This window comes from Arsenicibacter rosenii, assembly GCF_001870735.1.
In the GTDB taxonomy this organism is placed as follows: domain Bacteria; phylum Bacteroidota; class Bacteroidia; order Cytophagales; family Spirosomataceae; genus Arsenicibacter; species Arsenicibacter rosenii.
Map to the genome: position 1 here is coordinate 672,479 of NZ_MORL01000001.1, position 24,400 is coordinate 696,878.

Consider the following 24,400-nt stretch of genomic DNA (forward strand, 5'->3'; position numbering starts at 1 on the left):
CCTTATCGCATGATTCCCCGGCTAAAGAAAATCCTTGGGCTAACCGACCCTGAGCCTATACAACAAACCGATGACCACACACCGGCCATACCTTCCCCGCCAGCTGTGCCGGTCAGCGGTTTGCCGGCCGCCCCCCAAAAAAGAGCGGAAATCCTGGCGTTCATCATCAACAGCCTCCATCCGTACCGCGACGAGGCCCAGACCGATATTCAGGGTCTGACGTTGTTGGTCTGTTGCCCGACAGCCGAAGAGGAGGAACTGATGCGTGTTGCCCTCTATACGGCTTTTCCTGACCGGTTTAAGGAGGATGAACTGGACCGCGAGCTGGCGAATCACTACATCCGGCTGCCCCGGAACTGGACATTTACCATCCAGCTCGTGCCTGATCACCTCCCCGACTGCCGGTTCCGGCAAGGCAACCTGGGCCTGCAGCTCCAGCGTGCCCATACCGCCCCGGTACCGGTTTCACAGGCCATCATCAGTGCGTTACGCGGGCAGACCCATCAGGCAGCGTACATCATTCAGCCCGACGGACAGACGACGCTGCTGATCGGGAGAGGGTTTAAACCAGCCTTGCCCAGCGGTCGTGTACGGACCAACGACATTGTCTTTCTGGAGAAAAGCGATCCGGCCTTCGACCCTGTGTCCGGTAAGGAAAACGGGGCGGTCAGCCGCAACCATGCTAAGATAACGTTTGATCCGGTCAGGAAAGGATTTTTCCTGTTTGCCGATGAGGGCGGGCTGCCGATGAGCGGTAATAAAACAAAGATTTTCCGGAGCGACGACAGTGTGGTCCGCGTCGACATTATGGGGATGGGCTATCCGCTTCAGGACGGTGACCAGATTGAGCTCGGCGGCGAGGCCACGTTGTCCGTTACGATCAGTTGATAGAAACCCATAGGCTCATTGACAGAAATCCTGTCATTCTGTTTTAAAAAATACCTGCATAATCGGGCGACCACGTGGGGTCTGTGGGCGGCCATGGTATAGTCTGTGGGCGGCCATGGTATAGTCTGTGGGCGACCACGTGGGGTCGCCCCTACATGGCTTTCAGGCGGTGGTTTTTGTTGATACGGAAACGGGCATGGGCCAGTTTGTAACAAAGCACACCGCCGGCCACCAACGCGCCGGCCGGAATCAGGGAGCCGGGATCAAACCGGAAACGCCCCGAGCGGCCGTCGGGCGCTTTGGGGTTGACAAAGTCCGCTACCGCAAAAACACCGCCCGCCAGGGGCAACATCACCGCTCCCGCCGACACAAACGGAATCTGCCGGTCAATTTTTATCCACTTGACGTCCCCGAACCGGAACGAGATGGTTTCCATCCGGTTCATCACCTCGTTTTCGACCAGAATGCTGAACGATGAATCGGTTACGGCATAGAGCGTCTCACGGTAAACCTCGCCACGGGCCTTAAACCGGATTTCGTCGCCCTCATGGAAACGGTACCGTTTAAACCCGAAAGGGCCGATCACGTCCAGCGCCAGATAGCGGTTTCGTTTCAGCAACGGTGCATAGCGCGGATTTTGCTCCAGTTCACCGTCGGGTGGCCGTACCCGCACCGGTACACCGGTCTGCGCCCGCACCGGCTGGCCGGCAAGTGATAAACAAAGGAGCACACATAAGTAAATTAACCGGTCCATAGGCTGTATAAACAATCAATTATGAGGTGCTGAATGACACCTGGTTGAATAAATGGCCTTCATACAGGCTCATCATCAGGTAAAACAGATTTACCACATAGCCACATCAGAACACAAAAGCAAATACAGACCTTTGTTTTTCTATGTGTCTATGTGGTATTTCAAATCTAATCGCCGCGTCAGCGGTCACTCAATCACTCATTCGCTCAATCACTCATTATTTAAGTATCTGTCTCGAAATGACCAGTTTCTGGATTTCGCTGGTTCCTTCGCCAATGGTACACAATTTGGCGTCGCGGTAAAACTTTTCAACCGGAAAATCCTTGATGTAGCCATATCCGCCGAAAACCTGCACCGCATCGTTGGCTACCCGCACCGCCACCTCCGACGCAAAGAGCTTGGCCATGGCCGATTCTTTGGTCACGGGACGGCCTGCATTTTTCAGGTCTGCCGCCCGCTCAATGAGCAATTGAGCCGCATCAATCTCGGTGGCCATATCGGCCAGTTTAAAGCTGATGCCCTGAAACGACGCAATCGGCTGCCCGAACTGCTGCCGTTCTTTAGCGTATTGCAGCGCCGCTTCGTAGGCCCCCTGTGCAATGCCCAGACTCAGGGCAGCAATCGAAATCCGGCCGCCGTCGAGGACTTTGAGCGCCTGCACAAATCCATCGCCGGTTTCGCCCAGTCGCTGCCCGTCCGGGATGTGGCAGTCCTGAAAAATCATTTCAGCCGTTTCAGACGCCCGCATACCCAGTTTATCTTCTTTTTTACCTGCCGCAAATCCGGCCGTGTTCCGCTCCACAATAAAAGCTGTCGCGTTGCGTGGAGTATTCGGTTCGCCGGTTCGGGCAATCACCACCGCCACATGCCCCGATTTGCCATGTGTAATAAAGTTTTTGGCTCCGTTCAGCAGCCAGCTTCCGTCGGGTTGCTGTGTGGCCACGGTACGCATATTACCCGCATCCGATCCGGTATTCGGTTCTGTCAGGCCCCAGGCCCCAATCCATTCGCCGGTTGCCAGGCGCGGTAAATAAGTTTGTTTCTGCTCCTCGTTACCGAATAATAAAATATGGTTCGTGCAAAGTGAGTTATGAGCCGCCATAGACAAACCGATAGCGCCGTCTACTTTCGACAGCTCAACGATAGCGGCGACATACTCCTGATAGCCCAGACCAGTGCCCCCATATGTTTCCGGTACCAGCATGCCCAACACGCCCAATTCGCCCAGCTGGTGCATGATTTCTATCGGAAAATGTTGTTCCTCATCCCATTTTCGTACATATGGGCGTATGTACCGGTCCGCAAAATCCCGGACCGTACTACGAATTAATGCTACCTGATTTTCCTGAAGTGCAGTGACCATAAACTGGTTGTTTAAGTAAATAGATGAAGTGTTATGACGGAAAATATACCCAATAAACGCCTGATCGCAATGGCTTGTTATCGAAAGGTGATTCAGCAGACCAACATGCTTTCAAACAATTCTTCTATTTTTGTGGCGGTGCAATCTGTACTCATCAAAAAAGTACAAATTCACGTTTAATACGATCAACCGCCAGAATTATCTTAAACTAAATAATCATGAAAATTGCTGTCGTAGGAACCGGTTATGTAGGGCTTGTAACAGGCACTTGCTTTGCAGAGACAGGCAACCAGGTTATCTGTGTAGACATTGACGAACGTAAAGTAGAAAAATTAAATAACGGTATTATCCCAATTTATGAGCCGGGTCTCGATGTTTTATTCTATCGCAATGTTGAAGAAGGCCGTTTAAAATTCACGACAAGCCTGATTGACGGCATCAAAGGGGCTGAAGTTATTTTTCTGGCCCTGCCCACCCCTCCGGGCGAAGACGGCTCTGCCGACCTTAAATATATCCTGAAAGTAGCCTCTGACCTGGGTCCGATCCTGTCACAATACGTTGTAGTTGTCGACAAGAGTACGGTGCCGGTAGGAACCGCCGAAAAAGTACGGGCCCATATTGCCGAACACGCACAGGTTGAGTTTGATGTTGTGTCAAACCCTGAATTTTTGCGCGAAGGCGTTGCCGTTGAGGACTTTATGAAGCCAGATCGGGTAGTCATCGGTACGCGGTCAGACAAGGCCAAGAGCGTCATGAACAAACTATATGCCCCGCTTGTCCGGCAGGGGAATCCGGTTATTTTCATGGACGAGCGCTCGGCCGAAATGACCAAATATGCGGCCAATGCGTTTCTGGCGACAAAAATTACGTTCATGAACGAAATCGCTAACCTGTGTGAAAAGGTAGGCGCCAACGTTGATGATATTCGCCGGGGTATCGGGACCGACAGCCGCATCGGTAAACGCTTCCTGTTTGCCGGCATTGGCTACGGCGGAAGCTGTTTTCCGAAAGATGTCCAGGCCCTAGCAAAAACCGCGCAGGAATACCATTACGACTTTAAAGTACTGGAGTCGGTGATGACTGTCAACAACCTGCAGAAAACTAAATTGCTGCCACAGATTAAGGACTATTTCGGCGACGATCTGAAGGGAAAAACCTTTGCCATCTGGGGATTGGCCTTTAAACCGTATACCGACGACATCCGTGAAGCACCGGCGCTTGACAACATCAAGGCGCTGCTGGCCGAAGGCGCTAAAGTAACAGCCTATGACCCGGAAGCGATGGACAATGTCCGTAATATTCTCGGTACCCAGATCAATTACGCCCACACCCAGTACGCCGCCCTTGACGACGCCGATGCGCTGATTATCATGACCGAGTGGCCGCTGTTCCGTACGCCGGATTTTGAGAAAATGAACCTGCTGCTGAAAAACAAAGTCATTTTCGACGGCCGGAATGTTTACGAACTCGAAACAATGGCAGAAATGGGCTATACCTATTATAGTATCGGGCGTCAAGCCGTAAAAAGTCAACAGTAATAAGTCAGTTGAACGTCATATTATGAAACGAATTCTAATCACCGGTGGGGCAGGCTTTCTTGGATCGCACCTCTGCGACCGGTTTATCAAAGAGGGCTACCACGTTATTGCCATGGATAACCTGATTACGGGCGACATCCGCAATATCGAGCATCTGTTTAAGCTGCCAAATTTTGAGTTTTATCACCACGATGTCTCAAAATTTATCCATGTGCCGGGCGAATTGGATTACATCCTGCACTTTGCTTCGCCGGCGAGCCCGATTGATTACCTGAAGATCCCGATTCAGACACTGAAAGTAGGTTCTCTGGGTATTCACAACTGCCTGGGCCTGGCACGGGTGAAAAACGCCCGCGTGCTGATCGCATCTACCTCAGAAGTATACGGCGACCCAACCGTACACCCGCAGAACGAAGATTACTGGGGTAATGTAAACCCGGTCGGGCCGCGTGGTGTATACGACGAAGCCAAGCGTTTTCAGGAAGCCATGACCATGGCCTATCATACCTACCATAACGTGGAGACCCGCATTGTCCGGATTTTTAATACCTATGGTCCGCGGATGCGGCTGAACGACGGCCGCGTATTGCCGGCATTTATCGGTCAGGCGCTGCGCGGAGAAGATTTAACGGTGTTCGGTGACGGATCGCAGACGCGGTCTTTCTGTTACGTTGATGATCTGATCGAAGGCATTTACCGGTTGTTGATGAGCGATTACCCGTATCCCGTCAACGTGGGTAACCCGAGCGAAATCACCATCGGTCAGTTTGCCGAAGAAATCATTAAGCTGACAGGTACTGATCAGAAGGTGGTTTATAAAGAATTACCCAAAGACGATCCGAAACAACGTCAGCCGGATATCACGAAAGCAAAGGAAATTCTGGGATGGGAGCCTCAGGTTTCCCGTGCCGAAGGGCTCAAAATCACGTACGAATACTTCAGGAATTTGCCTGAAGAAGAGCTATACAAAGCCGCCTATCACCGGGAATTTACTAAAAAATAAATTTCTTTGTATTCGTTGATAAAAAATTTCTGTAACTTTGTCATAGTGAATGCAATAGGCATTACACCTTTAGCTGTCTGACGAAAACCTGCGGGCAATAAAGTGCGTGCAGGTTTTTTTTTGCCCCTGCTTCGACAGCTATTTTTTCAATCGGTTTGGCGTATAAATGCAGAACCGCTGATCTACTGCTAGTTACATATTTTTCTTCTGATTTTTTCGATTCCTTTTTCAGTGTGAACCGGTGCCAAAGGCCTGCTATCGGCCGGGGCTCTGAAACTGACGATATCCGTTTTTTTAAGTTTCTTTGCTGTGCCCTTCATGAAACCCGTACCATACGGGATAAGCGGAGGTGAACAGCATTCAATTTCTACAACTACCTGTATGACTTTCGACGAATACCTTCTTCAGAAAAAAATCAATCCTGAGCAGTTCAAAACCGCCGAACCAACAGAATTTGCAGAATGGAAGCGCCTCTTCGAACAAATGCATCCGGAAAGCTTCACAGCACAAAAAAAATTTTTGATCAATAATAAACGGAGGAAATACCTCACTTATTGACTTTAGCTCAAAATATCTTATTTTGCGAATAGTTTATACTAATCTTTCTAATCTTAATCATGAGCATTCACGTAACTGAACTGAAAGGCATCAGCGATGCCATTCTTAACACCCTGAAAGCAAAAGGCTTAGGCGACAGCGAATCACTCCTTGAAGCCACCAAGACACCGGAAGGACGAAAAGAATTAGCCCGGGCGGCCGGCGTCGATGCCACTACCATCCTTGAAATCGCGAACCGCGCCGATTTGTCCCGTATTAAAGGCATTGGCCGTGTTTACAGCGAATTACTGGAAGAAGCCGGTGTTGACACAGTAAAGGAACTGTCGCACCGCGTTGCTCCGAACCTGCACAGTAAACTGATTCAGATTAACAGAAAGCGCCAGCTGACCCATCGTCCTCCTTCACTTGATCAGATTGCCGAATTTATCGAGCAAGCCAAAACGCTGCCTGCCACTTTAGAATATTAATCATAAAAAAGAGACCCGTGCGGGTCTCTTTTTTTATACCGATTCTGTCTGCTGCTGCCAGAACTGCGCATATACCGTTCCTTTTTTGAGCAGTGTGGTGTGTTTGCCTTCTTCGACAACCTTTCCCTGCTCCAGCACCACTATTTTATCTGCTTTCCGGACCGTGCTGAGCCGGTGCGCGATAATAATTATCGTTTTTCCGGCTTTCCTGAGATCCTGGATGGTTTGCTGTACAAACTGTTCAGACACCGAATCAAGGGCCGAGGTCGCTTCGTCAAGAATCAGAATTTCCGGATTGCGGTATAGTGCGCGGGCAATCGCAAGGCGTTGCCGTTGTCCCCCGGAGAGTCCGGTTCCGTTTTCGCCGAGGTGGGTATTAAACCCGTTCGGCATGCGCTCAATGAAATCGGCAATGCCCAGGTGGCGGCATATCGACAGAATCCGGTCCATGTCAGGCCTGGTCTCCCCGACGGCAATGTTTTCGATGACCGTGCCGGAAAACAGGTCTATTCTCTGCGGCACTACACTGACAACCTGCCGCAGGCTGTCGGGATGCAAGTGTTTTATGTCGTAATCGCCAATAAAGATTGAACCGTTCTGTAACGGATATAACCCCTGCAGCAAAGAAAGGAGGGTTGATTTTCCGGAGCCGCTCTCGCCTACTACGGCCGTAATTTTTCCTTTTGGCATGCTCAGCGTCAGGTTATCAAAGATAACGGCCCGCGTTCCGTATCGGAACGTTACCTCCTGAAAACGGATGTCGCCCACCATCCCGGGCTGCAGGGCAATTTTATTTTCGCCCGTTTCGCGTTCCAGATCCATGATTTCAAACAGCCGGTCCGCAGCAATGAGCGCATCCTGAATACTCTTGTTTGCACCAATCAGGGAGGCTGCCGGTGAGGTAAAATACCCGATCAGGGCATAAAATGACAGCAGTTCCCCGGGTGTCAGCTCATTATCCAGTACATAACCGGCTCCTGCCCACAATAAAATAATGGTGAACAGCCGCGTAATCAGTTCCGACGCGTTGCTTACGTAGATGGAGGCGGTCCCGGTTTTAAAAACTGTCTGCAACAGGCAGACAAACCGCATTTCCGTTTTTTCACTGGTATATTGCTCCAGCCCAAATCGCTTGATGGTCGACATCGCATTCAGGGACTCGACCAGCTGCGCCTCCAGATCCGCCGAGTTTTCCATCAGTTTCCGCTGGTATTGCTGGTTAAACCGATTGACTACCCAATACAACCCGGCATATAAGGGCAGGACCAGCAGCATAATCAGCGCCAGTTTCCAGTAATAGGTAAACATCAGCCCGAAGGAGAACAGCACAATCATCACGTTAACGATCAGGCCCAGACCAACCTCATTGATAAAAGCCCTGATCTTGACGGCGTCATTGACGCGGGAGATGATCTCACCAACCCGCATCGTATCAAAGAAGGACTGCGGCAACCGCATCAGGTGCTTGTAATAGCCCAGAATCAGGGCAGCATCAATCCGTTGTCCGGTTTTTAGATTAAACAGGCTTTTCGTCGAGTTGATAAACAGTTGTAACAGCAACAACCCGATCATGATCGTACTGAGGAGATTGAGCAGATTCCGGTTACCGTCAACCAGTACATTATCAACCAGCTTCTGGACATAAATGGCGGTAGACAGTCCCAGTATGGTATAAATCAGCGCGCCAAACAACGCCTGAAGCATGACGGACCGGTGTGGCTGCATCAGTTGCCGGAAACGCTGTAATACCGACGTCTCCTCCCCGCCTACCCTAAAGGTTTCATCGGGAATCAGCAGCACCAGCAGGCCCGTCCATTCCTCGTTGAAGGCATCCGGTGTTTTTTTATGCATTAACCCGTCCGCCGGATCCATTATCAGGACATACGCCGGCGTAATCTGATAGATGACCACATAATGGTGAAACATACCGTTCCGGATGGCCACGTGAGCAATTGCCGGCAGCGGTAGCCCGGCCAGATTATCGTAGGCCGCCTTCACACCTTTCGCCTGAAAACCAAGTTTCTGCGCCGCCTCTACCATACCCAGCACGTTCGTTCCTTTCTGGTCGGTGGCAGCAAGTTGCCGGATACGGGCAACCGGCATCAGAAAATTGTAATGGGCAGCCACTGAAGCCAGGCAAGCGGCCCCGCAATCGGTTATATCCCGTTGTTTTATCCGGACCTTTGCTTTGGGGCCACTTCCGGAAACCTTGTCCCAAAGTTCTTTACCGGCTCCGACTAATTGGTGTATACGCGTCTGAATGGTGTTCATAACGTTGTGTCTAAGTCTGTACCGGTTACGACCGGCGGGTCTGCGTTGATGGATTCAACCAGTCATCGGCCTTATCATAGAGGAGTTGATAAAGCGAGCGGCGGGTTACGATAAAACGCGCCTGAACCGTCATGCCTTTTTTCAGATAGCCCCGATAGCCGTTTTCGAGCGTCAGATACGGCTTATCCAGCAGGCAACGCACTTTAAACATGGGTTTATTGCTCATGAGCGTAAAGTCGTTGGCGATATCCAGCACACGACCCGTCAGTAATCCCCACTGGTTGTAATCAAAGGCATCTATCTGGAACCGCACCGGCTGTTTTACCTTTATCAGCCCGATGTCTTTGGGCTCTACGTAGGTTTCGACTACCAGAGAAGAGTCCGGCGACACCACACCCAGGGTTTCGCCCGGCTGTACATAACTACCGGCATACCGGCCCTGCACCTGACTGACTGTCCCTCCGATGGGCGCTTTCAGCTCATACAAAGCCCGTTGTTCACCCAGTTGCTTTTCCTCTGCCTCCAGTTCGGTCAGTGCCAGCCGCTGCTGGGTGCGATCTGCCTGCCAGCTGCTGCGCTGCTGTTGCACAAGCGAGTTATAGCGGGCGGCTACACTTTGGTAAGCAAACTGCGCGTCCTCATAGTCGAGCCGGGCAATGACTTTCTCATTATATAGCTTTTTGCTGGTCTGTAGCTCACGGGACCGTTTCTGCAGCGTTTGCTGCGCCTCCGAAACCATCGACCGGAACTGCTCAAACTGCTGCCGGTAGAGCGACGACTCAAGGGTGCTGATGACCGACCAGTCCTTTGCCGTTAATTTATCAAGATCACGGACAAAGGCGCGGCGTTCATTCAACTGCTTTTTCAACAGCTGAACTTTCGTGTCAAGGGCATCCGACTGAAGCCGGAACATAACCTGACCCTGCCGGATGGTCTGCCCTTCACGGACATAAACGTCTGTCATCAACCCACCCATCGTTGCTTTCACATCCCCCCGTTCGGTAACCGGACGAACGAGGCCGCCCGCCTGTGTTGTCACATCTACGTAGATAAACGGTAAGGCAATCAGGCAAAGGGCAACGGCTCCCAGAACGGTCATGTAGATGCGCTGGCTACGGACCGTGACCCGTGGCAGGTAGGTAATCAGGCTTGATGAAAGATCAAATTCGCTCATAGTTCAGCAATTCCTGTTCACATAACCGGTCCGTACCGGCATGGTTAATTTTCTTTATTGTATTACCCCTGATATGCCAGGCGCAGTAACCGCGCCCGAAGACCTGCTTCGGACCCGGCTACTGCGCCAGCTATTAACTATGTACGTAATCCGTTTGGGTTACAGGCTTACAACAGCCCGCCCAGTAGCCCGCCGTTGTTGCCGGAACCTGAGCCGGAACCGCTGTTTGAGCCACCGCCACCAATCGACAATGACGTACCAATGGCCAGTAAGTCGTTGATAACGGTCAGGTTGGCAAAATCTAAGAAGCTACCACCTTGTGTTTGAGTCATTTCCTGTGTTGAGAGCTCTTCTACGTTCAGTTGAGCAAGATTCAGCGTTTTCATAACGGTAAATTGTTTAAAACTGCCTACTCTATAAGCTTTTCGGCATCCGCTGCCCGTCCGATAGATCGTTTCCCGGATGGGCGACGGTTCTGCCGTTTGGACAATACAAAGGTTGCCGTTTTTGGCACAGGGTCTGATAACGGGACTTTATAGCTTCATAGCGGGCAGTTATAAAATCATAACCTGTGGGCCATTCCCTCAATTGCGCTCCCGGGTAGCAATCCTAAACATATTTTATTTGCGTATGTTAATGAGGTGAGCTAGATTAGAACTTAATCTACAGTACAAATATTCTTTATATACTCATTGATGCTGCTATGCGGAAATACTGTACTTTTTAGTTTCATGTACAATTAGTAACAACCTTTTGAGCTATGGCAATCATCTCAGAGAAACTCCGCCGGTTGCGTCATTTATTCGGGTATTCACAGGAATATGTGGCTTTTAACATTGGTATGACGCAACCAGCGTACTGCAAGTGGGAAAGTGGACAAACAAGACCGTCAATCGATAAATTACAGGATTTAGCCAGTTTATATCAGATTACCATCAGCGAGTTACTGGATAAAAATTCGGCTGAATTACTCCGTAAATTGCTGGCCGATGAGCAGTTTGCCAATAAACTCCTTGGGAATACCGGAGGCGAGGCCTGATTCTTATTCCTATAAAAAGAGCGCCGGGACACAGATGATCTGTATCCCGGCGCTCTTTTTATGCACTATATTCCGTCTTTATTCTTTTTTATCCTGAGTAGGTTCGGTAAGGTAAACAGCCAGCCGTTCTTCCAGCTCAGCAATGCCAAGCCCTATATGAAACTGTCCGTTGATGGCCAGTGACAGGCGACCGGTTTCCTCAGAAATGGCAATTACAGCCGCGTCAGTTGCTTCGCTCATACCGATGGCCGCCCGATGCCGGAAACCTAATGAAGTAGGCAAGTCGCTGTCGTCAGAAACGGGTAAAATGCAGCGGGCAGCCCGTATTTTCTCATCACTGATGATAACGGCGCCATCGTGCAGCGGACTATACTGATTAAAAATGGCGAGTAAGAGCGGCCGGGAAAGTGTGGCGTTGATCGCTTCTCCTGACTGGGCATATTTTTCCAGGTCATCATTTTTGCGAAGCACGATTAATCCGCCGGCAAATTCCGCAGCGAGGATTTTACACGCTTCCAGTACTGGTCTGAGCGACATGACCGGCTCAGGCTGTATGGGCTGCCGGAACAGCCATTTCCGGAGGTAGCGGTTATTCATGACATTGGTTCCCTTGCCGATCAGCATCAGAAAACGCCTGATTTCCTGCTGGAAAATAATGATCAGTGCAAGCGCACCAACGCTGATAAAATACCCGAGAATGGTCGTCAGCAAATGCAGTTGTAAAGCCTTAACCAGCAGGTAGACAAGGTATACCAGCAGGTATCCCGCAAATACACGGCTGGCAACACTACCCCGCACGACGTTGTAAATCTGATATAACAGCAAGGCTACCAGCCCCACGTCCAGTATATCCAGCCAGCCAACCTCCAGAAACCCAATTCGAATCATACTCTTTTCTATTCGTTATGAATAAACTATCCGCCCAATATACCGGAATGTTTTTGGATTAACCTACGATATATGTTTTACCTTCTTCTGCCAGCAACGTTGGGGTAAAAACAGACTGTGCTTCTTCCAGAAAGGCCCCGAACTCCTTATACCGTGAGGAAAAGTGACCAATAATTAACTGCCCTACCCCGGCCTGACGGGCTATTGACGCTGCCTGCCGCGCTGTCGAGTGAAAGACCTCATCTGCCCGCCCGGCATGTACGTCCAGAAAAGTCGCTTCGTGATATAGGATATCTACCCCTTTAACCCATCCGATCAGCGGTTCGCTGAAGCGCGTATCGGAACAGAAGGCATAACTGCCCGGTTTAGGGCCGGGCGCAGTATAGGTCGCCACATCGTACAGCACCGAGCCATCTTCCCGTAAAACGTCTTTGCCTTCTTTAAGTTGCTTCATATGCGCCACCAGCACATCATCAGGCAGTTTTTCACGCAGCAGCTTCCGCTTTCCGGATTTTTCACGGAACAGGTAACCCGAACAGGTGATCCGGTGTTCGAGCGGAATATTTTCAATAGTCAGATGTGGCCGGTCGACCAGAATGGTCGGCGTGGCCGGATCAACTACCGTAAAATACAGCGGATACCCTAACCGAGTATCCGAAACACGGAACATGGTGGTCAGGATTTCATCCAGCCCGCGCGGTCCGTACAGATACAAGGGTTCGGTACGGCCGCTCAGGTTCAGGCTCGACAGCAACGGCGCCAGTCCGAAGTAATGATCCCCGTGCAGATGACTGATAAAAATATGCTGAAGCCGTCCGGGTTTTATCCGCCGTTCAATCAGCCGGAACTGCGTACCTTCCCCGCAATCGATCAGAAAGTGTTCGTGATCATACGTGACAACCTGAGCCGTCGGGTGGCGGCCCAGCATGGGAGTCGCCGATCCCGCGCCCAGAATCGTTACCGTAAAATGCCCTTCAGGCTTAGTAGTCGCTTTCGCGGCCGCCTCCAAATCCTCCGTCATACTCATCGTCGTCTTCGCCCCGGAAGTCGTTTTCCAGTTCGTTCATAAAAACAGCATCAATGGCTTCTTCGACGGTAGGTAAAATAGTCAGATCCGGAATACGTGACGAATCGAGGAACTCGATCATGTCTTCGTCTTTCGTCACCAGAACCAGCAGCCCCTGTTCATTCGTGCACTGGCGATTGACCTTCCGGATCACCATGACACCGTCTGCCGCGATGGTCTTCACCGATGCCAGATCAAAAATTATATTGCTGTAACCGTCCCGGAAAAAGCCCCGTGACAATGTTTCCAGCGACGCTGCGATGTCTCCTGCGATCTCGCTCTCATCCAGCCGGACAAGTGCATACTGTTCAGTAGTTTCTTTCGTATAGTTCATAAACCAGTGGTTTGGGATAGATAAATTATCAGAAAGTTAATCGGGCTAACCGTTGATACCTACAACAGCGTTTTCCGGATATTGGCGTCAATCCGGCTTAACGGATCGCCGTCTTCTGCCCGTACAAACGTTTTTCCGGTCACGGTTTCATACAACTCAATATACCGCGCCGAAATCTGGCTGATCCACTCAGCCGACATCGGCGGAACGGTCTGTCCTTCTTTCCCCTGAAAGCCGTTGGCAATCAGCCACTCGCGGACAAACTCTTTCGACAATTGTTTTTGCGGCAGGTTTTTCTCCAGATTTTCAGCATACACATCGGCGTAGAAATACCGCGACGAATCCGGCGTATGTACCTCATCAATCAGGTAAATCTGTCCGTCGAGCTTACCGAATTCATATTTTGTGTCAACCAGAATCAGGCCCCGTTCAGCCGCCATTTCCGTACCACGGGCAAACAACGCCAGGGCATAGTTTTCTAATTGTACGTATTCTGCTTCTGCGACGATTCCGCGGGCCAGAATTTCTTCGCGGGAAATGTCCTCGTCATGCCCTTCATGCGCCTTGGTGGTCGGCGTAATAATGGGTTGAGGGAGCCGGTCATTTTCCCGCAGCCCTTCCGGAAGCGTCACCCCGCAGAGGATGCGGTAACCGGCGCGGTATTGCCGCCAGGCATGACCGGCCAGATACCCCCGTACAACCATCTCAACAGGATAGGTAGTACACTTCAGCCCGACACTCACATTCGGGTCCGGTACGGTTACCAGCCAGTTGGGCACAATATCAGCCGTCGAACGCAGAAAATGCGCTGCCGTTTGATTAAGGACCTGCCCTTTATACGGGATTGGTTTGGGTAACACAACGTCAAACGCCGAAATCCGGTCCGTAGCGATCATGACCAGACGCGACCCGCCGTCGGGTTGGTCAAAGCTGTACACATCCCGCACTTTACCGCGGTAATACCCCGTCTGTCCGGGAAAGGAGAAATTCGTTTCGCTAATTGCAGTCATGGTTATCGTTAGTCCGGAAGGCAGGCAAACTGCCTCCGAACGTATTATAGCTTTTCTATTACAAGTGCCGAAGCCCCGCCACCACCATTGCAGATCCCGACGGCACCATACCGTCCGTTATGCTGCTGCAATACGTTGGTGAGCGTTGTTACAATCCGGGCGCCGGATGCCCCCAGCGGATGACCGATGGAAACCGCTCCGCCCAGGACATTCATTTTTCCCTGAGGCACCTGCAGGAGCTCGCTGAATGCCAGCGGAACCACAGAAAAGGCTTCATTTATTTCAAAATAATCAATATCGTCCATGCTCAGTCCGGCCCGTTCTACAGCGACCGGCACCGCTTTAACCGGAGCCGTTGTAAACCACTGAGGCTCCTGTTCCGCATCGGCATATCCCAGAATCCGGGCCATGGGGGTTAGACCCAGTTCATCCGCCTTTCTGCGGCTCATCACCACCAGGGCCGATGCGCCGTCGTTAATCGTTGACGCATTGGCAGCCGTTACCGTCCCGTTTTTAGAAAAAGCCGGTTTCAGGTCCGGAATTTTGTCATAGATTACATTCCGGAACTCTTCATCTTCGCTTACGGTAACAACGCCTTTCCGGCCAGTCACCGCTACGGATACGATTTCAGCCGCAAAGGTACCGCTCGCGGTCGCATTTTCCGCCCGCCGGTACGACTGAATTGCGTATTCATCCTGTTTTTGGCGCGAAATATCGTATTTTTCAGCTGTACGGTCCGCAAAAACCCCCATTGCACACTGGTCATACACATCCGTCAAACCATCTTTGGCCAGCCCGTCGATCAGCTCGCCGTTGCCGTATTTGTAGCCAAAACGTGCTTTAGGCACATAGTAAGGGATATTTGACATACTTTCCATGCCACCGGCAACAACGATTTCGGCCAATCCCAGCTGGATAGACTGAGCCGCCAGCATAATGGCTTTGGTACCGGAAGCACAGACCTTGTTGATGGTTGTACAGGGTACCGTAGCCGGCAGGCCCGCCAGCAATGCTGCCTGTTTTGCGGGTGCCTGTCCGACATTTGCCGAAACCACATTACCCATGTAAAGCTCCTGCACCAGTTCAGGCTGTATACCGGCCCTGGCCAGGGCCCCTTTGATAGCCGCCGCGCCCAACTCAACCGCAGACAGACTGGCCAGCACCCCGCCAAAACTGCCGATGGGTGTGCGAACGGCCGAAACAATGACAACTTCGTTCATCTCTGATTTTTATTATGAAGTGTAAACTCACCAGCGCTGTGCTGTTCCCTGCTTTTTTGTTTCCGCCTGACGCCGTCGCCGGGCCAGCGCATAAGGCAGATCATCGTCGCGCATGGCATTCAGAATTTGCATAGCCTGCTCTTCGGACATATTCAGATTCCGCAGTTTCCGAAGTACGTCTTTCTGTTCATCAGACTGTTCGGTCTCAGAATTCGCCTGCTGAGGCTTTGGCTGCTGCTTCGGAGCCGGTTCAGGCTTCTTCTGCCGCGGCGGCTTTGTCTTTCCGGAATATATGCGTTTTATTAATTCATAGTTATACCGGGCAGACTTATCCGCCGGATTGTTGAGCATAGCTTCTTTGAACAGAGATAAGGCACCGACAGTATCACGCTCAAAGCAGGCAATAACTCCCAGCTGATTCGTAGCCGTGGCGACCAACGACGGTTCACTGAAGGCCATCACCTGTTTATACTGCTGACGGGCCAGACGGTACTGTTTTGTCCGAAACAGGGCATGTCCGAAATTAAGGTGGATGTCCGGATTTACCCGGGGTTCCGTTTTAATCAGAAAGCTGTAATGTTCGGCCGCCCTTGCATAGTTCCCCGCCGAATACGCCTGCTCTGCCTGCTTCAGAGCCAGGTTACGCACCGAAATCTGGTCAAAACCTTGCCAGTTCCATAGCCAGAGAGCCAATATAAGTACGAAAAAACGCATATGTCTATAAATCCTCCCGCCAAAATTAGCACGAATCTTTCAATTGGACTTCTTCTGTTACAAGCGGAATGTCCGAAGCGTAAAGAGCAGATCGAAGATGATCAGTGCTAAGGCCGCCGCCAGAAAGTAGTAATATTTATTGGTTGTAACAGCTACCCGCTGCTGGTCAACAACCTGGCCGCGTAACGTCCGCAGCTGCCCGGCCAGCTCTGTCAGGTAAGCTGAATTCGCATCGGCTTCTATATATTTCCCGTTCGTAGCAGACACCAGTCTCTGGAGAAACGAACGATCCAGTCTGGTTCTTACAATCTGTCCCCGGTTATCCCGCACAAAGTCGTTGCCTTGCCGGATGGTGCTTCCTCCTTCGGTTCCGACTCCTACTGTAAAAAGGGTAATACCAAACGCTTTCAGCCGCCTGACCATGTTCTGGCTACAGGGCCCGAAGTTTTCACCGTCAGAAAAAAGGACAATTGCCTTTGAACTCTGACGGGTCGAACGATCACCGGTGAACTTCTGTAATGCCCCGTCAAGGGCAATGCAAAGGTTTGTGCCCCCGACGGGTGAGACATTTGTCTGCAAATCGAGTGTAAACCGCTTGACGGCATCGTGATCGGCCGTCAGCGGCGAAAGCACAAATGACTCGTCGGCAACGGCCATTAATCCGAAGCGGTCTGCCGCCAGCGAATCGGTTAACTGACGGATATCGTATTTGATCCGCTCAAGACGTGTAGGGGAAATATCCGACGCATCCATTGATTTCGAGACATCAACTAACAAAAAAATATCGCGGATTTGTGAATTTATTGATTGATCTGCTTCACCAAAAGAAGGACCCAGCAGCGCAATTAATAATAAAATCAAATACCCGGAACGAATAAAAAATTTAGGAATTACTGCCCACGCCGTTGTTTGTAATTGCCGTGCTAAATAAAACGTCCGGAAAAAGAAGCCGGCATAGAGTAGCAAAAACAGTCCAACGAAAAAAAATTCTAAAAAAGTTAACGAATATAACCAGGTCATTTTTTGATGATATTCACCTGAAAACAAGCGAATTATTTATAAATCAGCATGCGTTTGCTTTTGCGAATTTACAGTTTCCTGAAATATTTTTTCATAAAAAGCTTGACAAACGCCAAAATACGTCCTACTTTTGTGTCCCGATCAGCAATAAGCCAATCGCGAAAACGGAGAGATGGGTGAGTGGCTGAAACCAGCAGTTTGCTAAACTGCCGTACCCGTAAGGGTACCGAGGGTTCGAATCCCTCTCTCTCCGCCTCGGAAACAACGGTTTCCGGATTTATTTGACAGACTGATACAGAGAGTGTTCTCTAGAAATTTATATTTCGGGGTGTAGCGCAGTCCGGTTAGCGTACCTGGTTTGGGACCAGGTGGTCGTAGGTTCGAATCCTACCACCCCGACCATTAAAATTGCTCTTCAGGCGTTTTAATTCATTTTTTAGAGTTACCTTTGTATCAACTTCACGGGGTGTAGCGCAGTCCGGTTAGCGTACCTGGTTTGGGACCAGGTGGTCGTAGGTTCGAATCCTACCACCCCGACTTAACCTTCAGATTCTTTGAGTCTGAAGGTTTTTTTATTTATACAGTTCATCAACTACTCCATCGGGCTTTAAGATACATTTGCAGACAGGGAGCGCTTAATCTAAAACGCTACTTTCTTTGCTTACAGCTTTATTTTTTCTATCTTTGTGGCCGGAAAAATTGGTACACCTCGTTATTCTGTTTTTCCTAAGGGTCCCGTAGCTCAGCTGGATAGAGCATCTTCCTTCTAAGAAGGCGGTCTTTGGTTCGAATCCAAACGGGATCACTACATATTTTACTAAAAAAGCGTCGGAATTACCGACGCTTTTTTAGTTTCTGAATTTTACCCGACAGGCTAAAAAAAACAGATAAACCATACTGATTTTAAGAAGGTTCGTCCTGGATTTTACGCAAAAGCGGCGTCGAAATAGCTGTATATCTAGAAGCTTTATATAGTTCTTAATTACCTCTCTATCAACAAACATGCTGCTATCGTTATTTTTTTTATCAAGGAATTGATTTAATCATTTTCAGCATTCACCCTGCTTATCAACCTTTATTTTCCGGGCACAAGTACCCAAACTGACAAACTATTTACACAGCCTCTACGCCGTTTCAGCAGGGTCTGTTTAAAAGGGTGCATGAATACTCATTAAGCTACCTGACAGAACATTTGCTTGCCGGCAGGCCTGTGTTACAGCATCTTGTTACCGTATTATATTTTCAGTTCTTTTTTTTACGCCTGACGTCTGCCCGGGCAATCTAACCGGTCTTTTATATCGTAAAGGAGAGCAAGCCTTTGCGCCTATGAAACGAAACTACTTTCCCGCTCTTGGTTTACTCATTCTGCTTATCGGCACAATCTTATTCTGGAGCTTTATCATCTGGGTATGCTTCTATTGAGCTTTCATTGATAACCATCCACTTACCTGAATAGAAAGGCATAAACGCTTCCGGCTTTTTTCTCCCCGTCTGCAATGGACCGTTTTTCGGATTCAACCTTATTTTCACCTACAGTTTTGCCGCGCTGCTTTTTGTTTATCATACGACCGGATTGTCAGTATCTTTGGATCTTTGCGCATAAAGAACAACTCAATGGAAACAGGTATCGATAGTTTTGCCGGCACGAATGCCCACGACATACGGCCGACCGCGGCCCAATACATGCAGGAGATGACCAACCTGCTCGACCGCATTCAGTTTGCCGATGAGGCAGGGCTGGATGTGTTCGGCATCGGTGAACATCACCGCAAGGAGTTTATGGACTCCGCCCCGACCGTTATCATGGGTGCTGCGGCGGCCCGTACCAAAAAGATCCGGCTTGCCAGTGCCGTAACGGTGCTGAGCGCAGCCGATCCGGTACGGGTTTTTCAAAGTTTTGCAACGCTCGATATTATTTCCGGCGGGCGGGCGGAAATTGTGGCCGGTCGCGGATCGTTTATCGAAGCCTTCCCTCTGTTCGGGTATGATCTGGAGGATTATGATGCGCTTTTTGCCGAAAAACTGGACTTGCTGCTCGCTCTCCGCGACAAGGAGACGATTAACTGGCAGGGTACCTTCAGGCCGGCGCTGGTCAATCAGACGGTTTACCCGCGGCCGGTGCAGGAAACACTTCCGGTTTGGCTGGGTGTGGGTGGCACCCCGCAGTCATTTGTCCGTGCCGGTATGTTGGGACTGCCGCTGATGGTGGCCGTTATTGGCGGTGAAACGCACCGGTTTAAGCCCCTTATCGACCTGTACCGGGAGGCCGGAAAACGGGCCGGACATGCACCGGAACGCCTTAAAGTTGGCTTACACTCACTGGGTTATGTTGCTGCAACCAGGCAGCAGGCGCTGGACACCTATTTTCCGGGCTATGCCGAAACATTTACCCGTATCGGACGCGAACGTGGCTGGCCACCGGTAACCCGCCCCCACTTTGAGGCACAGACGCGGGAAAAAGGCGCGTTACTGATTGGCAGTCCCGACGAAGTAGCCGACAAAATTCTCCGCCATAGCGAGGCACTGGGCGGTATCTCGCGGGTAACCTTTCAGATGGATAACGCCGGCCTCTCGCACCGGCAATTGCTGGACGCCATTGAACTCATCGGAAAACACATCGCCCCTGTCCTTCGTTAACTTCGCATGCTCGAACCGATCAACCTGGCAGAATCCGAATACCGGTCGTTGCCCAGAATCGCGAATTCTGACCTGACAGAACTCCATTTTTTGCAGATGGGCTATGCCGTACGCCCTATCTACCCGTCGACGGCCCAATTCGGCACGACGTTTCATCAGCTTATTCTGGAACCCGATAAGCCCGTTGACTGGCAGCTGCATCCTGAAAAGCAACGCACAGATTTGGCGCATATGCAACGGGCCTGGCAGTATTTTCTGTCGCTTTATAAGGATAAAGGCCCTTTCACCTTTACCTCAACTGAGCAGATTCTGCTTTTTGACCAGCCATCACCAACCGGAACGGTTGCCTGTAAGGCCAAACTGGATGCCATCGGATTTTACCGGGATCAGCCGTGGGTGGTAGATCTGAAAACTACATCTGCGGCCTCGCTGAAGGAGTTTGTCAAGTGTTTTGATAAGTACGACTATGACAGGCAGGCAGCGTTTTACCTCGACGCCCTCAGTCTGAAACTGGAACAGCCGCTGCGCAACAACGTTTATTTTATTGGGTTACAGAAGCAACGGCCCTATCACGTATATGTCGTTGACATGAACCAGCATCCGCGGATGCTGCAGATTGGCCGCCAAAAATACCAGACATTGCTCCGGAAAGCATCCCTTGAACTGGCAAACCCGACAGGCTGGCGCCCGTCTGCCTGGCAACGTACCAGTCAGGGTTTGTAGCTCAACGGCAACAGCTCGGCAACCTTTTCCCAGCTCCAGTAGCCTTCGAACAAGATATCGAGGGGCTCATAGTAATTCCCGTTCGGCTCCACCCGGATTACCGGCCCTTTGAGCTGTATCACCGACGTTTGCGGTCCCCCACGCCCGGAGGACTGCGAAAACGGACTTTGTGCGCGCAGGTATTCCTGTGATTCCTTTTCTTTGGTATACGTAACCTGCACGATATCACTGAATTTCAACAGAGAATGCCCGGCATCCGACGAATCAGCGACCACAAGGTAGTTCTCCGGCAGCGGGGTACGGATCAGCATACGCGTTTTCCGGGTGCGGACCGGCATACCGCTCATCCGGACCGTATCTTCCTTTTCGATAATCCGGCGCAACTCAAATCCCTCCTCGCCCAGGCGGCGCTCGTGTACTGCCCGCATAAAATGCATCGGTGAGCCATAGAATGCCTTTTGCCGGTTTTCCTCCCAGCGCTTTTGCCGGCGCTTATTCCGGGAGGTCATTTCCTGCAGAACCGGATAGCCCATGTAGGCCAGATAGTGGTTTTTATAGTCGAACGTAAACGATTCCAGCAGATAGGTAATGGTGTATCCGAGGGCTTTATTTTCGATTTTGAGCGGCTCGCGGGCCCCTGCGGTCAGAAACGGAATCTCCGGCTTGAAATCAAACCAAAGTACCTCGGGGTTCACCAACCGGCAGTCTCCGGCATTTTCGCTGGAACCGATAAAGTTTTTTTTGAAAAACTGCAGGTGTTCGTCCCATTCGGCATCCCGTTTCGCCTTTACATGAACCTCAGCCAACTGATTGGCGATTGGCTTCAGTCTGATTTTATACGTACGGGCGCTGTCTGCCTGCACCGGAAAAGCCAGGGTTTCATAACCGACAAACGAAACGACCATGTCGTACCGCCCGGAGGGTACATTCGTCAACACGAAGCGGCCGTGCTCATCGGCCGTGGTTCCTTTGGTCGTATTTGCCAGAAAAACGGTTGAAAACGGTAACGGTTCTTCGGTCTCTCCGTTGATGACCTGTCCGCGAAGGGTCCGCTGCGCCATCCCCTCCCACGAACAAAAAAGAATTATCAGGATCAGCACCCTTGTCATACCTCACGCACTTGTGTTCCGGCAAAGCTACACATTATAACTAACAACTTAGTTATAGGTTTACTTTTTTCATTTCCGGCCAGTTTCCGACGCAGACCGGATTTTTTTCGTCATCCGTCAGTCGGCTTGCATATAGTGTCAGCGCCGGTTCGGATGTGGTCACCGACCTTTGTTGTGTCAATACATCAAAGAAAAATACGATGAAAACGCTCTTAAAAACCGAAGAACTGGCCCAGCTGATCTTATCGATCGTCCTCTTCTCCTATTTACCATATGCCTGGTGGGTCTATCCGGCCTTGCTGCTTGTTCCTGACATCAGCATGCTCGGTTACCTGATTAACCCGAAAGCCGGAGCAATCGGCTATAATCTCGGCCACCATAAAGGTCTGGCGGTTGCCATCGGGGTTGCCGGTTTTCTGTTCGCTTCTCCGTTGCTGATGCTGACCGGCCTCATTCTGTTCGGCCATGCCAGTATGGATCGGGTCATGGGCTATGGATTCAAATACGCCGATAGTTTCCGGCACACGCATTTAGGCACTGTCGGCACGCAACATTCGTAACCATTCCGGTAAATAATATACTCATGAACCCATCTGTTCTCATACTCGGCGCGACCGGCAGCATTGGCTATGCCGTCACCCGGTACCTGCTCCGGCAACACTACCGCGTAACTATCCTGGTCCGCAACCGCCAAAAAGCCGTGTCGCTTTTCGGCCAGTCAGCTCACCTGACCGTTGTTGAAGGCGATGCCCAAAACGCCGCTTTCCTTCAGTCGCTGGCCAAAGGCAAAGATTTCGTTTTTCATGGCATCAACTACCCATACCACCAATGGTTTGGCCAAATGGACGTCGTCACCCAAAAGCTGATCGATGCCGTGGATCCGGAGACGACGCTTGTTTTTCCGGGCAATATTTACAGCTTCGGTCTCAGCCAAACGCCTATCCGTGAAGACGCCCTGCCAAACCCGTGCAGCCGGAAAGGCGAGTTGCGGCTGCACATCGAACAGATGCTGGAAGAAGCCGCACTGGCGGGAAAATGCAGGGTGATTAATGTGCGGCTACCCGATTTCTGGGGGCCGAACGTGATGAATGACGGCGTGAAACCGGTTTTTGTTAACGCACTGACCGGTAAGGCTATTCCGTGGTTGTATAATGCCGACATTCCGCACCAGACCGTTTATACACCGGATGCAGCCGTGATCATCGGCCGGTTAATGGCCCTCTCCTCCGCAGGCAATACGGCCTTGTCGCCCGCTTACTCGGTCTGGAACTATGGCGGACACACGTTCGGGAGCATGCGCAGTTTATTTCAGCACCTCACGCAGCTGACCGGTCAACCGTTGCGGGTAACGATTTACAGTAAACTGTTTGTCAGTCTGATGGGTTGGTTTATTCCGGTATTGCGCGAAGTGAAAGAGATGGGCTACCTCTATGAAAACACCGTGTTGCTGGACGACAGCCGCGTCCGGACGCTTTTTCCGGACTTCGCCGAAACGCCCCTGGATGACGCCCTTACGGAAACGCTCGGCTGGTTTGCCCGGGAGCATAAGCTGCCCTTTTCGCCCGGGCATCAGGCAGCAACGGTACGGTAAGCGCCGGGGGTCTGGCCGGTCCAGCGCTTGAACGACCGGAAAAATACACTGGGCTCGGAGAACCCAAGCAGGTAGGCAATGTCGGTCGTGCTCAGGTGCGGCTCCCGCAAATGGCGCACGGCCAGCTCCCGCCTTACCTCGTCGAGCAGTTGCTGATAGGTGACGCCTTCATCTTTCAGGTGAAGCTGCAGGGTGCGGACACCCATGGCCAGGCGGTCGGCGACGAGGGCAAGGGTCGGTTCTTCGCCTTTCAGCAAACTAAGAATTTCCTGCTTGACACGGGCAGACAGGCTGGGCTGCCGGAGCTTTGCCATGAGGTCGTTGGCATGCTGTTCGAACAACGGAAACAAGGCCGGATTTGCATTCAGCACCGGTGTCTGAAGCCAGTCGGCATCAAGAATCATCTGCGTAACCGGCGCATCGAATACCAGACGGGCGGGGGCAAAAATGCGGGCGTGTTCTGTCGTATCCAGCGGCCGGGGATATTCAAAATGCACTTCGCGGGCAATCACGTGCAGACCGGTCAGCGCCCGCATGGCCGCCTGATAAATGCTCAGTTCTGAGTTCAGCGCATGATCGGGATAAATAATGTCGGGGCTGATGATGTGCAGGCGCAGCGCAAACCCGTTATCAGCCAAATGGACTCCTTCGGTCACGACGCCTTCGCAGACAATATCCTGATACTGACATAGTTTCTCGAATGCCTTCCCCAGTGTCGGGCAGTGCATCATCACATACGCCAGTACGCCTACGGCAACGGGGTTGATTAATTCGCAGAGATGGAGCGACAGATGGGCATCATTGGTGGCGTCTATGGCTTCGCGCCACAACTGCTGCACCACCGGAATCGGAATGCGGCCGTCGGGGTCCTTAAGCTGTTCAGCCGTTACGCCAACAGCGGTGAGCAGGGCATCGGTATCCGCTCCGCGTAGCCGGGCCCCGAAAAGAATCAAATTAAATGACGAAACAGACAGCGTATGTGCAGCAACCATACACCGAAGATACTTATTTTTTACTTCTGTGATGCCGGCAC

General features: G+C 51.1%; 24 protein-coding genes and 4 tRNA genes. 14 read left to right on the top strand and 14 right to left on the bottom strand.

The features are described 5' to 3' along the window. Nucleotides 1-9: 9 nt before the first annotated feature. Nucleotides 10-888 (top strand): FHA domain-containing protein, encoded by an 879-nt coding sequence (locus BLX24_RS02535; protein ID WP_071501481.1) that lies wholly within the window; start codon nucleotides 10-12, stop codon nucleotides 886-888. Nucleotides 889-1,039: 151 nt separating this feature from the next. Here BLX24_RS02535 and BLX24_RS02540 read toward each other — a convergent pair whose 3' ends face one another. Further along, a complete protein-coding gene (locus BLX24_RS02540; RefSeq protein ID WP_071501482.1) occupies nucleotides 1,040-1,642 on the bottom strand; it encodes a hypothetical protein in 603 nt (200 codons plus the stop codon). Nucleotides 1,643-1,859: 217 nt separating this feature from the next. Further along, complete coding sequence (locus BLX24_RS02545) at nucleotides 1,860-3,005, bottom strand: acyl-CoA dehydrogenase family protein (RefSeq protein ID WP_071501483.1); 1,146 nt, start codon at nucleotides 3,003-3,005, stop codon at nucleotides 1,860-1,862. 218 nt (nucleotides 3,006-3,223) lie between these two features. Between BLX24_RS02545 and BLX24_RS02550 the strand changes: the two genes are divergently transcribed. The 4 genes from BLX24_RS02550 to BLX24_RS02560 all read left to right on the top strand — a co-directional run bounded on the left by BLX24_RS02550 (nucleotide 3,224) and on the right by BLX24_RS02560 (nucleotide 6,571). Beyond that, the gene (locus BLX24_RS02550) at nucleotides 3,224-4,543 is read left to right on the top strand and encodes a UDP-glucose dehydrogenase family protein (RefSeq protein WP_071501484.1); all 1,320 of its coding nucleotides are present in this window, start codon (nucleotides 3,224-3,226) and stop codon (nucleotides 4,541-4,543) included. Nucleotides 4,544-4,565: 22 nt separating this feature from the next. Continuing rightward, entirely contained in the window at nucleotides 4,566-5,546 is a 981-nt protein-coding gene (locus BLX24_RS02555; RefSeq protein ID WP_071501485.1) for a UDP-glucuronic acid decarboxylase family protein, read from the top strand. A gap of 381 nt (nucleotides 5,547-5,927) precedes the next feature. Further along, nucleotides 5,928-6,104, top strand: coding sequence for a hypothetical protein (locus BLX24_RS32550; protein WP_177225757.1), 177 nt, complete (start codon nucleotides 5,928-5,930; stop codon nucleotides 6,102-6,104). A gap of 59 nt (nucleotides 6,105-6,163) precedes the next feature. Beyond that, the gene (locus tag BLX24_RS02560; protein WP_071501486.1) at nucleotides 6,164-6,571 is read left to right on the top strand and encodes a DUF4332 domain-containing protein; all 408 of its coding nucleotides are present in this window, start codon (nucleotides 6,164-6,166) and stop codon (nucleotides 6,569-6,571) included. Nucleotides 6,572-6,604: 33 nt separating this feature from the next. Here BLX24_RS02560 and BLX24_RS02565 read toward each other — a convergent pair whose 3' ends face one another. The 3 genes from BLX24_RS02565 to BLX24_RS02575 all read right to left on the bottom strand — a co-directional run bounded on the left by BLX24_RS02565 (nucleotide 6,605) and on the right by BLX24_RS02575 (nucleotide 10,402). Beyond that, the gene (locus tag BLX24_RS02565) at nucleotides 6,605-8,842 is read right to left on the bottom strand and encodes a peptidase domain-containing ABC transporter (protein ID WP_071501487.1); all 2,238 of its coding nucleotides are present in this window, start codon (nucleotides 8,840-8,842) and stop codon (nucleotides 6,605-6,607) included. 25 nt (nucleotides 8,843-8,867) lie between these two features. Next, nucleotides 8,868-10,016, bottom strand: coding sequence for an HlyD family secretion protein (locus BLX24_RS02570; protein ID WP_071501488.1), 1,149 nt, complete (start codon nucleotides 10,014-10,016; stop codon nucleotides 8,868-8,870). A 167-nt stretch (nucleotides 10,017-10,183) separates the two neighbouring features. Continuing rightward, complete coding sequence (locus BLX24_RS02575; protein WP_071501489.1) at nucleotides 10,184-10,402, bottom strand: hypothetical protein; 219 nt, start codon at nucleotides 10,400-10,402, stop codon at nucleotides 10,184-10,186. A gap of 374 nt (nucleotides 10,403-10,776) precedes the next feature. On the opposite strand from BLX24_RS02575, the gene BLX24_RS02580 reads away from it, so the two are divergent. Further along, nucleotides 10,777-11,055 carry a helix-turn-helix domain-containing protein gene (locus BLX24_RS02580; protein WP_071501490.1) on the top strand — a complete coding sequence of 93 codons (279 nt, stop codon included), beginning with the start codon at nucleotides 10,777-10,779 and terminating at the stop codon, nucleotides 11,053-11,055. A gap of 78 nt (nucleotides 11,056-11,133) precedes the next feature. On the opposite strand, the gene cdaA is transcribed toward BLX24_RS02580, so the two are convergent. The 7 genes from cdaA to BLX24_RS02615 are packed head-to-tail and all read right to left on the bottom strand — an operon-like array spanning nucleotide 11,134 to nucleotide 17,064. After that, nucleotides 11,134-11,943 (bottom strand): diadenylate cyclase CdaA, encoded by an 810-nt coding sequence (gene cdaA / locus BLX24_RS02585; RefSeq protein WP_071501491.1) that lies wholly within the window; start codon nucleotides 11,941-11,943, stop codon nucleotides 11,134-11,136. Between the two features lie 58 nt (nucleotides 11,944-12,001). Continuing rightward, nucleotides 12,002-12,964, bottom strand: coding sequence for a ribonuclease Z (locus BLX24_RS02590; RefSeq protein ID WP_071501492.1), 963 nt, complete (start codon nucleotides 12,962-12,964; stop codon nucleotides 12,002-12,004). Then, nucleotides 12,924-13,343 carry an STAS domain-containing protein gene (locus BLX24_RS02595; RefSeq protein ID WP_071501493.1) on the bottom strand — a complete coding sequence of 140 codons (420 nt, stop codon included), beginning with the start codon at nucleotides 13,341-13,343 and terminating at the stop codon, nucleotides 12,924-12,926. The genes BLX24_RS02590 and BLX24_RS02595 overlap by 41 nt, the downstream gene beginning before the upstream one ends. Before the next feature lie 59 nt (nucleotides 13,344-13,402). Beyond that, nucleotides 13,403-14,353 (bottom strand): phosphoribosylaminoimidazolesuccinocarboxamide synthase, encoded by a 951-nt coding sequence (locus BLX24_RS02600; RefSeq protein WP_071501494.1) that lies wholly within the window; start codon nucleotides 14,351-14,353, stop codon nucleotides 13,403-13,405. Nucleotides 14,354-14,397: 44 nt separating this feature from the next. Next, nucleotides 14,398-15,573, bottom strand: coding sequence for an acetyl-CoA C-acyltransferase (locus BLX24_RS02605; RefSeq protein WP_071501495.1), 1,176 nt, complete (start codon nucleotides 15,571-15,573; stop codon nucleotides 14,398-14,400). Nucleotides 15,574-15,600: 27 nt separating this feature from the next. Beyond that, the gene (locus BLX24_RS02610; RefSeq protein ID WP_071501496.1) at nucleotides 15,601-16,287 is read right to left on the bottom strand and encodes a tetratricopeptide repeat protein; all 687 of its coding nucleotides are present in this window, start codon (nucleotides 16,285-16,287) and stop codon (nucleotides 15,601-15,603) included. 57 nt (nucleotides 16,288-16,344) lie between these two features. After that, complete coding sequence (locus tag BLX24_RS02615; RefSeq protein WP_229201679.1) at nucleotides 16,345-17,064, bottom strand: vWA domain-containing protein; 720 nt, start codon at nucleotides 17,062-17,064, stop codon at nucleotides 16,345-16,347. 409 nt (nucleotides 17,065-17,473) lie between these two features. On the opposite strand from BLX24_RS02615, the gene BLX24_RS02620 reads away from it, so the two are divergent. The 6 genes from BLX24_RS02620 (at nucleotide 17,474) to BLX24_RS02645 (ending at nucleotide 20,667) form a co-directional block, all read left to right on the top strand. Beyond that, nucleotides 17,474-17,560: transfer RNA gene (locus tag BLX24_RS02620), tRNA-Ser, on the top strand. A gap of 71 nt (nucleotides 17,561-17,631) precedes the next feature. Further along, nucleotides 17,632-17,709 (top strand) — tRNA-Pro (locus BLX24_RS02625). Nucleotides 17,710-17,769: 60 nt separating this feature from the next. Beyond that, nucleotides 17,770-17,844, top strand: a tRNA-Pro gene (locus BLX24_RS02630). Between the two features lie 194 nt (nucleotides 17,845-18,038). After that, nucleotides 18,039-18,112: transfer RNA gene (locus tag BLX24_RS02635), tRNA-Arg, on the top strand. 809 nt (nucleotides 18,113-18,921) lie between these two features. Then, nucleotides 18,922-19,944, top strand: a complete 1,023-nt coding sequence (locus BLX24_RS02640; protein ID WP_071501498.1) for an LLM class flavin-dependent oxidoreductase — start codon at nucleotides 18,922-18,924, stop codon at nucleotides 19,942-19,944. 6 nt (nucleotides 19,945-19,950) lie between these two features. Continuing rightward, nucleotides 19,951-20,667: a PD-(D/E)XK nuclease-like domain-containing protein gene (locus BLX24_RS02645; protein WP_071501499.1), complete on the top strand. Its 717-nt coding sequence runs from the start codon at nucleotides 19,951-19,953 to the stop codon at nucleotides 20,665-20,667. Here the strand turns inward: BLX24_RS02645 and BLX24_RS02650 are convergent. Continuing rightward, on the bottom strand, nucleotides 20,655-21,776 hold the full coding sequence (locus tag BLX24_RS02650) for a carboxypeptidase-like regulatory domain-containing protein (RefSeq protein WP_071501500.1): 1,122 nt from the start codon (nucleotides 21,774-21,776) through the stop codon (nucleotides 20,655-20,657). The two genes, BLX24_RS02645 and BLX24_RS02650, sit on opposite strands and share 13 nt — an antisense overlap. A 200-nt stretch (nucleotides 21,777-21,976) precedes the next feature. Between BLX24_RS02650 and BLX24_RS02655 the strand changes: the two genes are divergently transcribed. Together BLX24_RS02655 and BLX24_RS02660 are read left to right on the top strand one after the other, a co-directional pair. Then, a complete protein-coding gene (locus BLX24_RS02655) occupies nucleotides 21,977-22,336 on the top strand; it encodes a DUF4260 domain-containing protein (RefSeq protein ID WP_071501501.1) in 360 nt (119 codons plus the stop codon). Between the two features lie 23 nt (nucleotides 22,337-22,359). Continuing rightward, nucleotides 22,360-23,367, top strand: coding sequence for an NmrA family NAD(P)-binding protein (locus BLX24_RS02660; protein WP_071501502.1), 1,008 nt, complete (start codon nucleotides 22,360-22,362; stop codon nucleotides 23,365-23,367). Here the strand turns inward: BLX24_RS02660 and BLX24_RS02665 are convergent. Then, nucleotides 23,346-24,359 (bottom strand): AraC family transcriptional regulator, encoded by a 1,014-nt coding sequence (locus tag BLX24_RS02665; protein WP_071501503.1) that lies wholly within the window; start codon nucleotides 24,357-24,359, stop codon nucleotides 23,346-23,348. The genes BLX24_RS02660 and BLX24_RS02665 overlap by 22 nt on opposite strands. Nucleotides 24,360-24,400 lie beyond the last annotated feature (41 nt).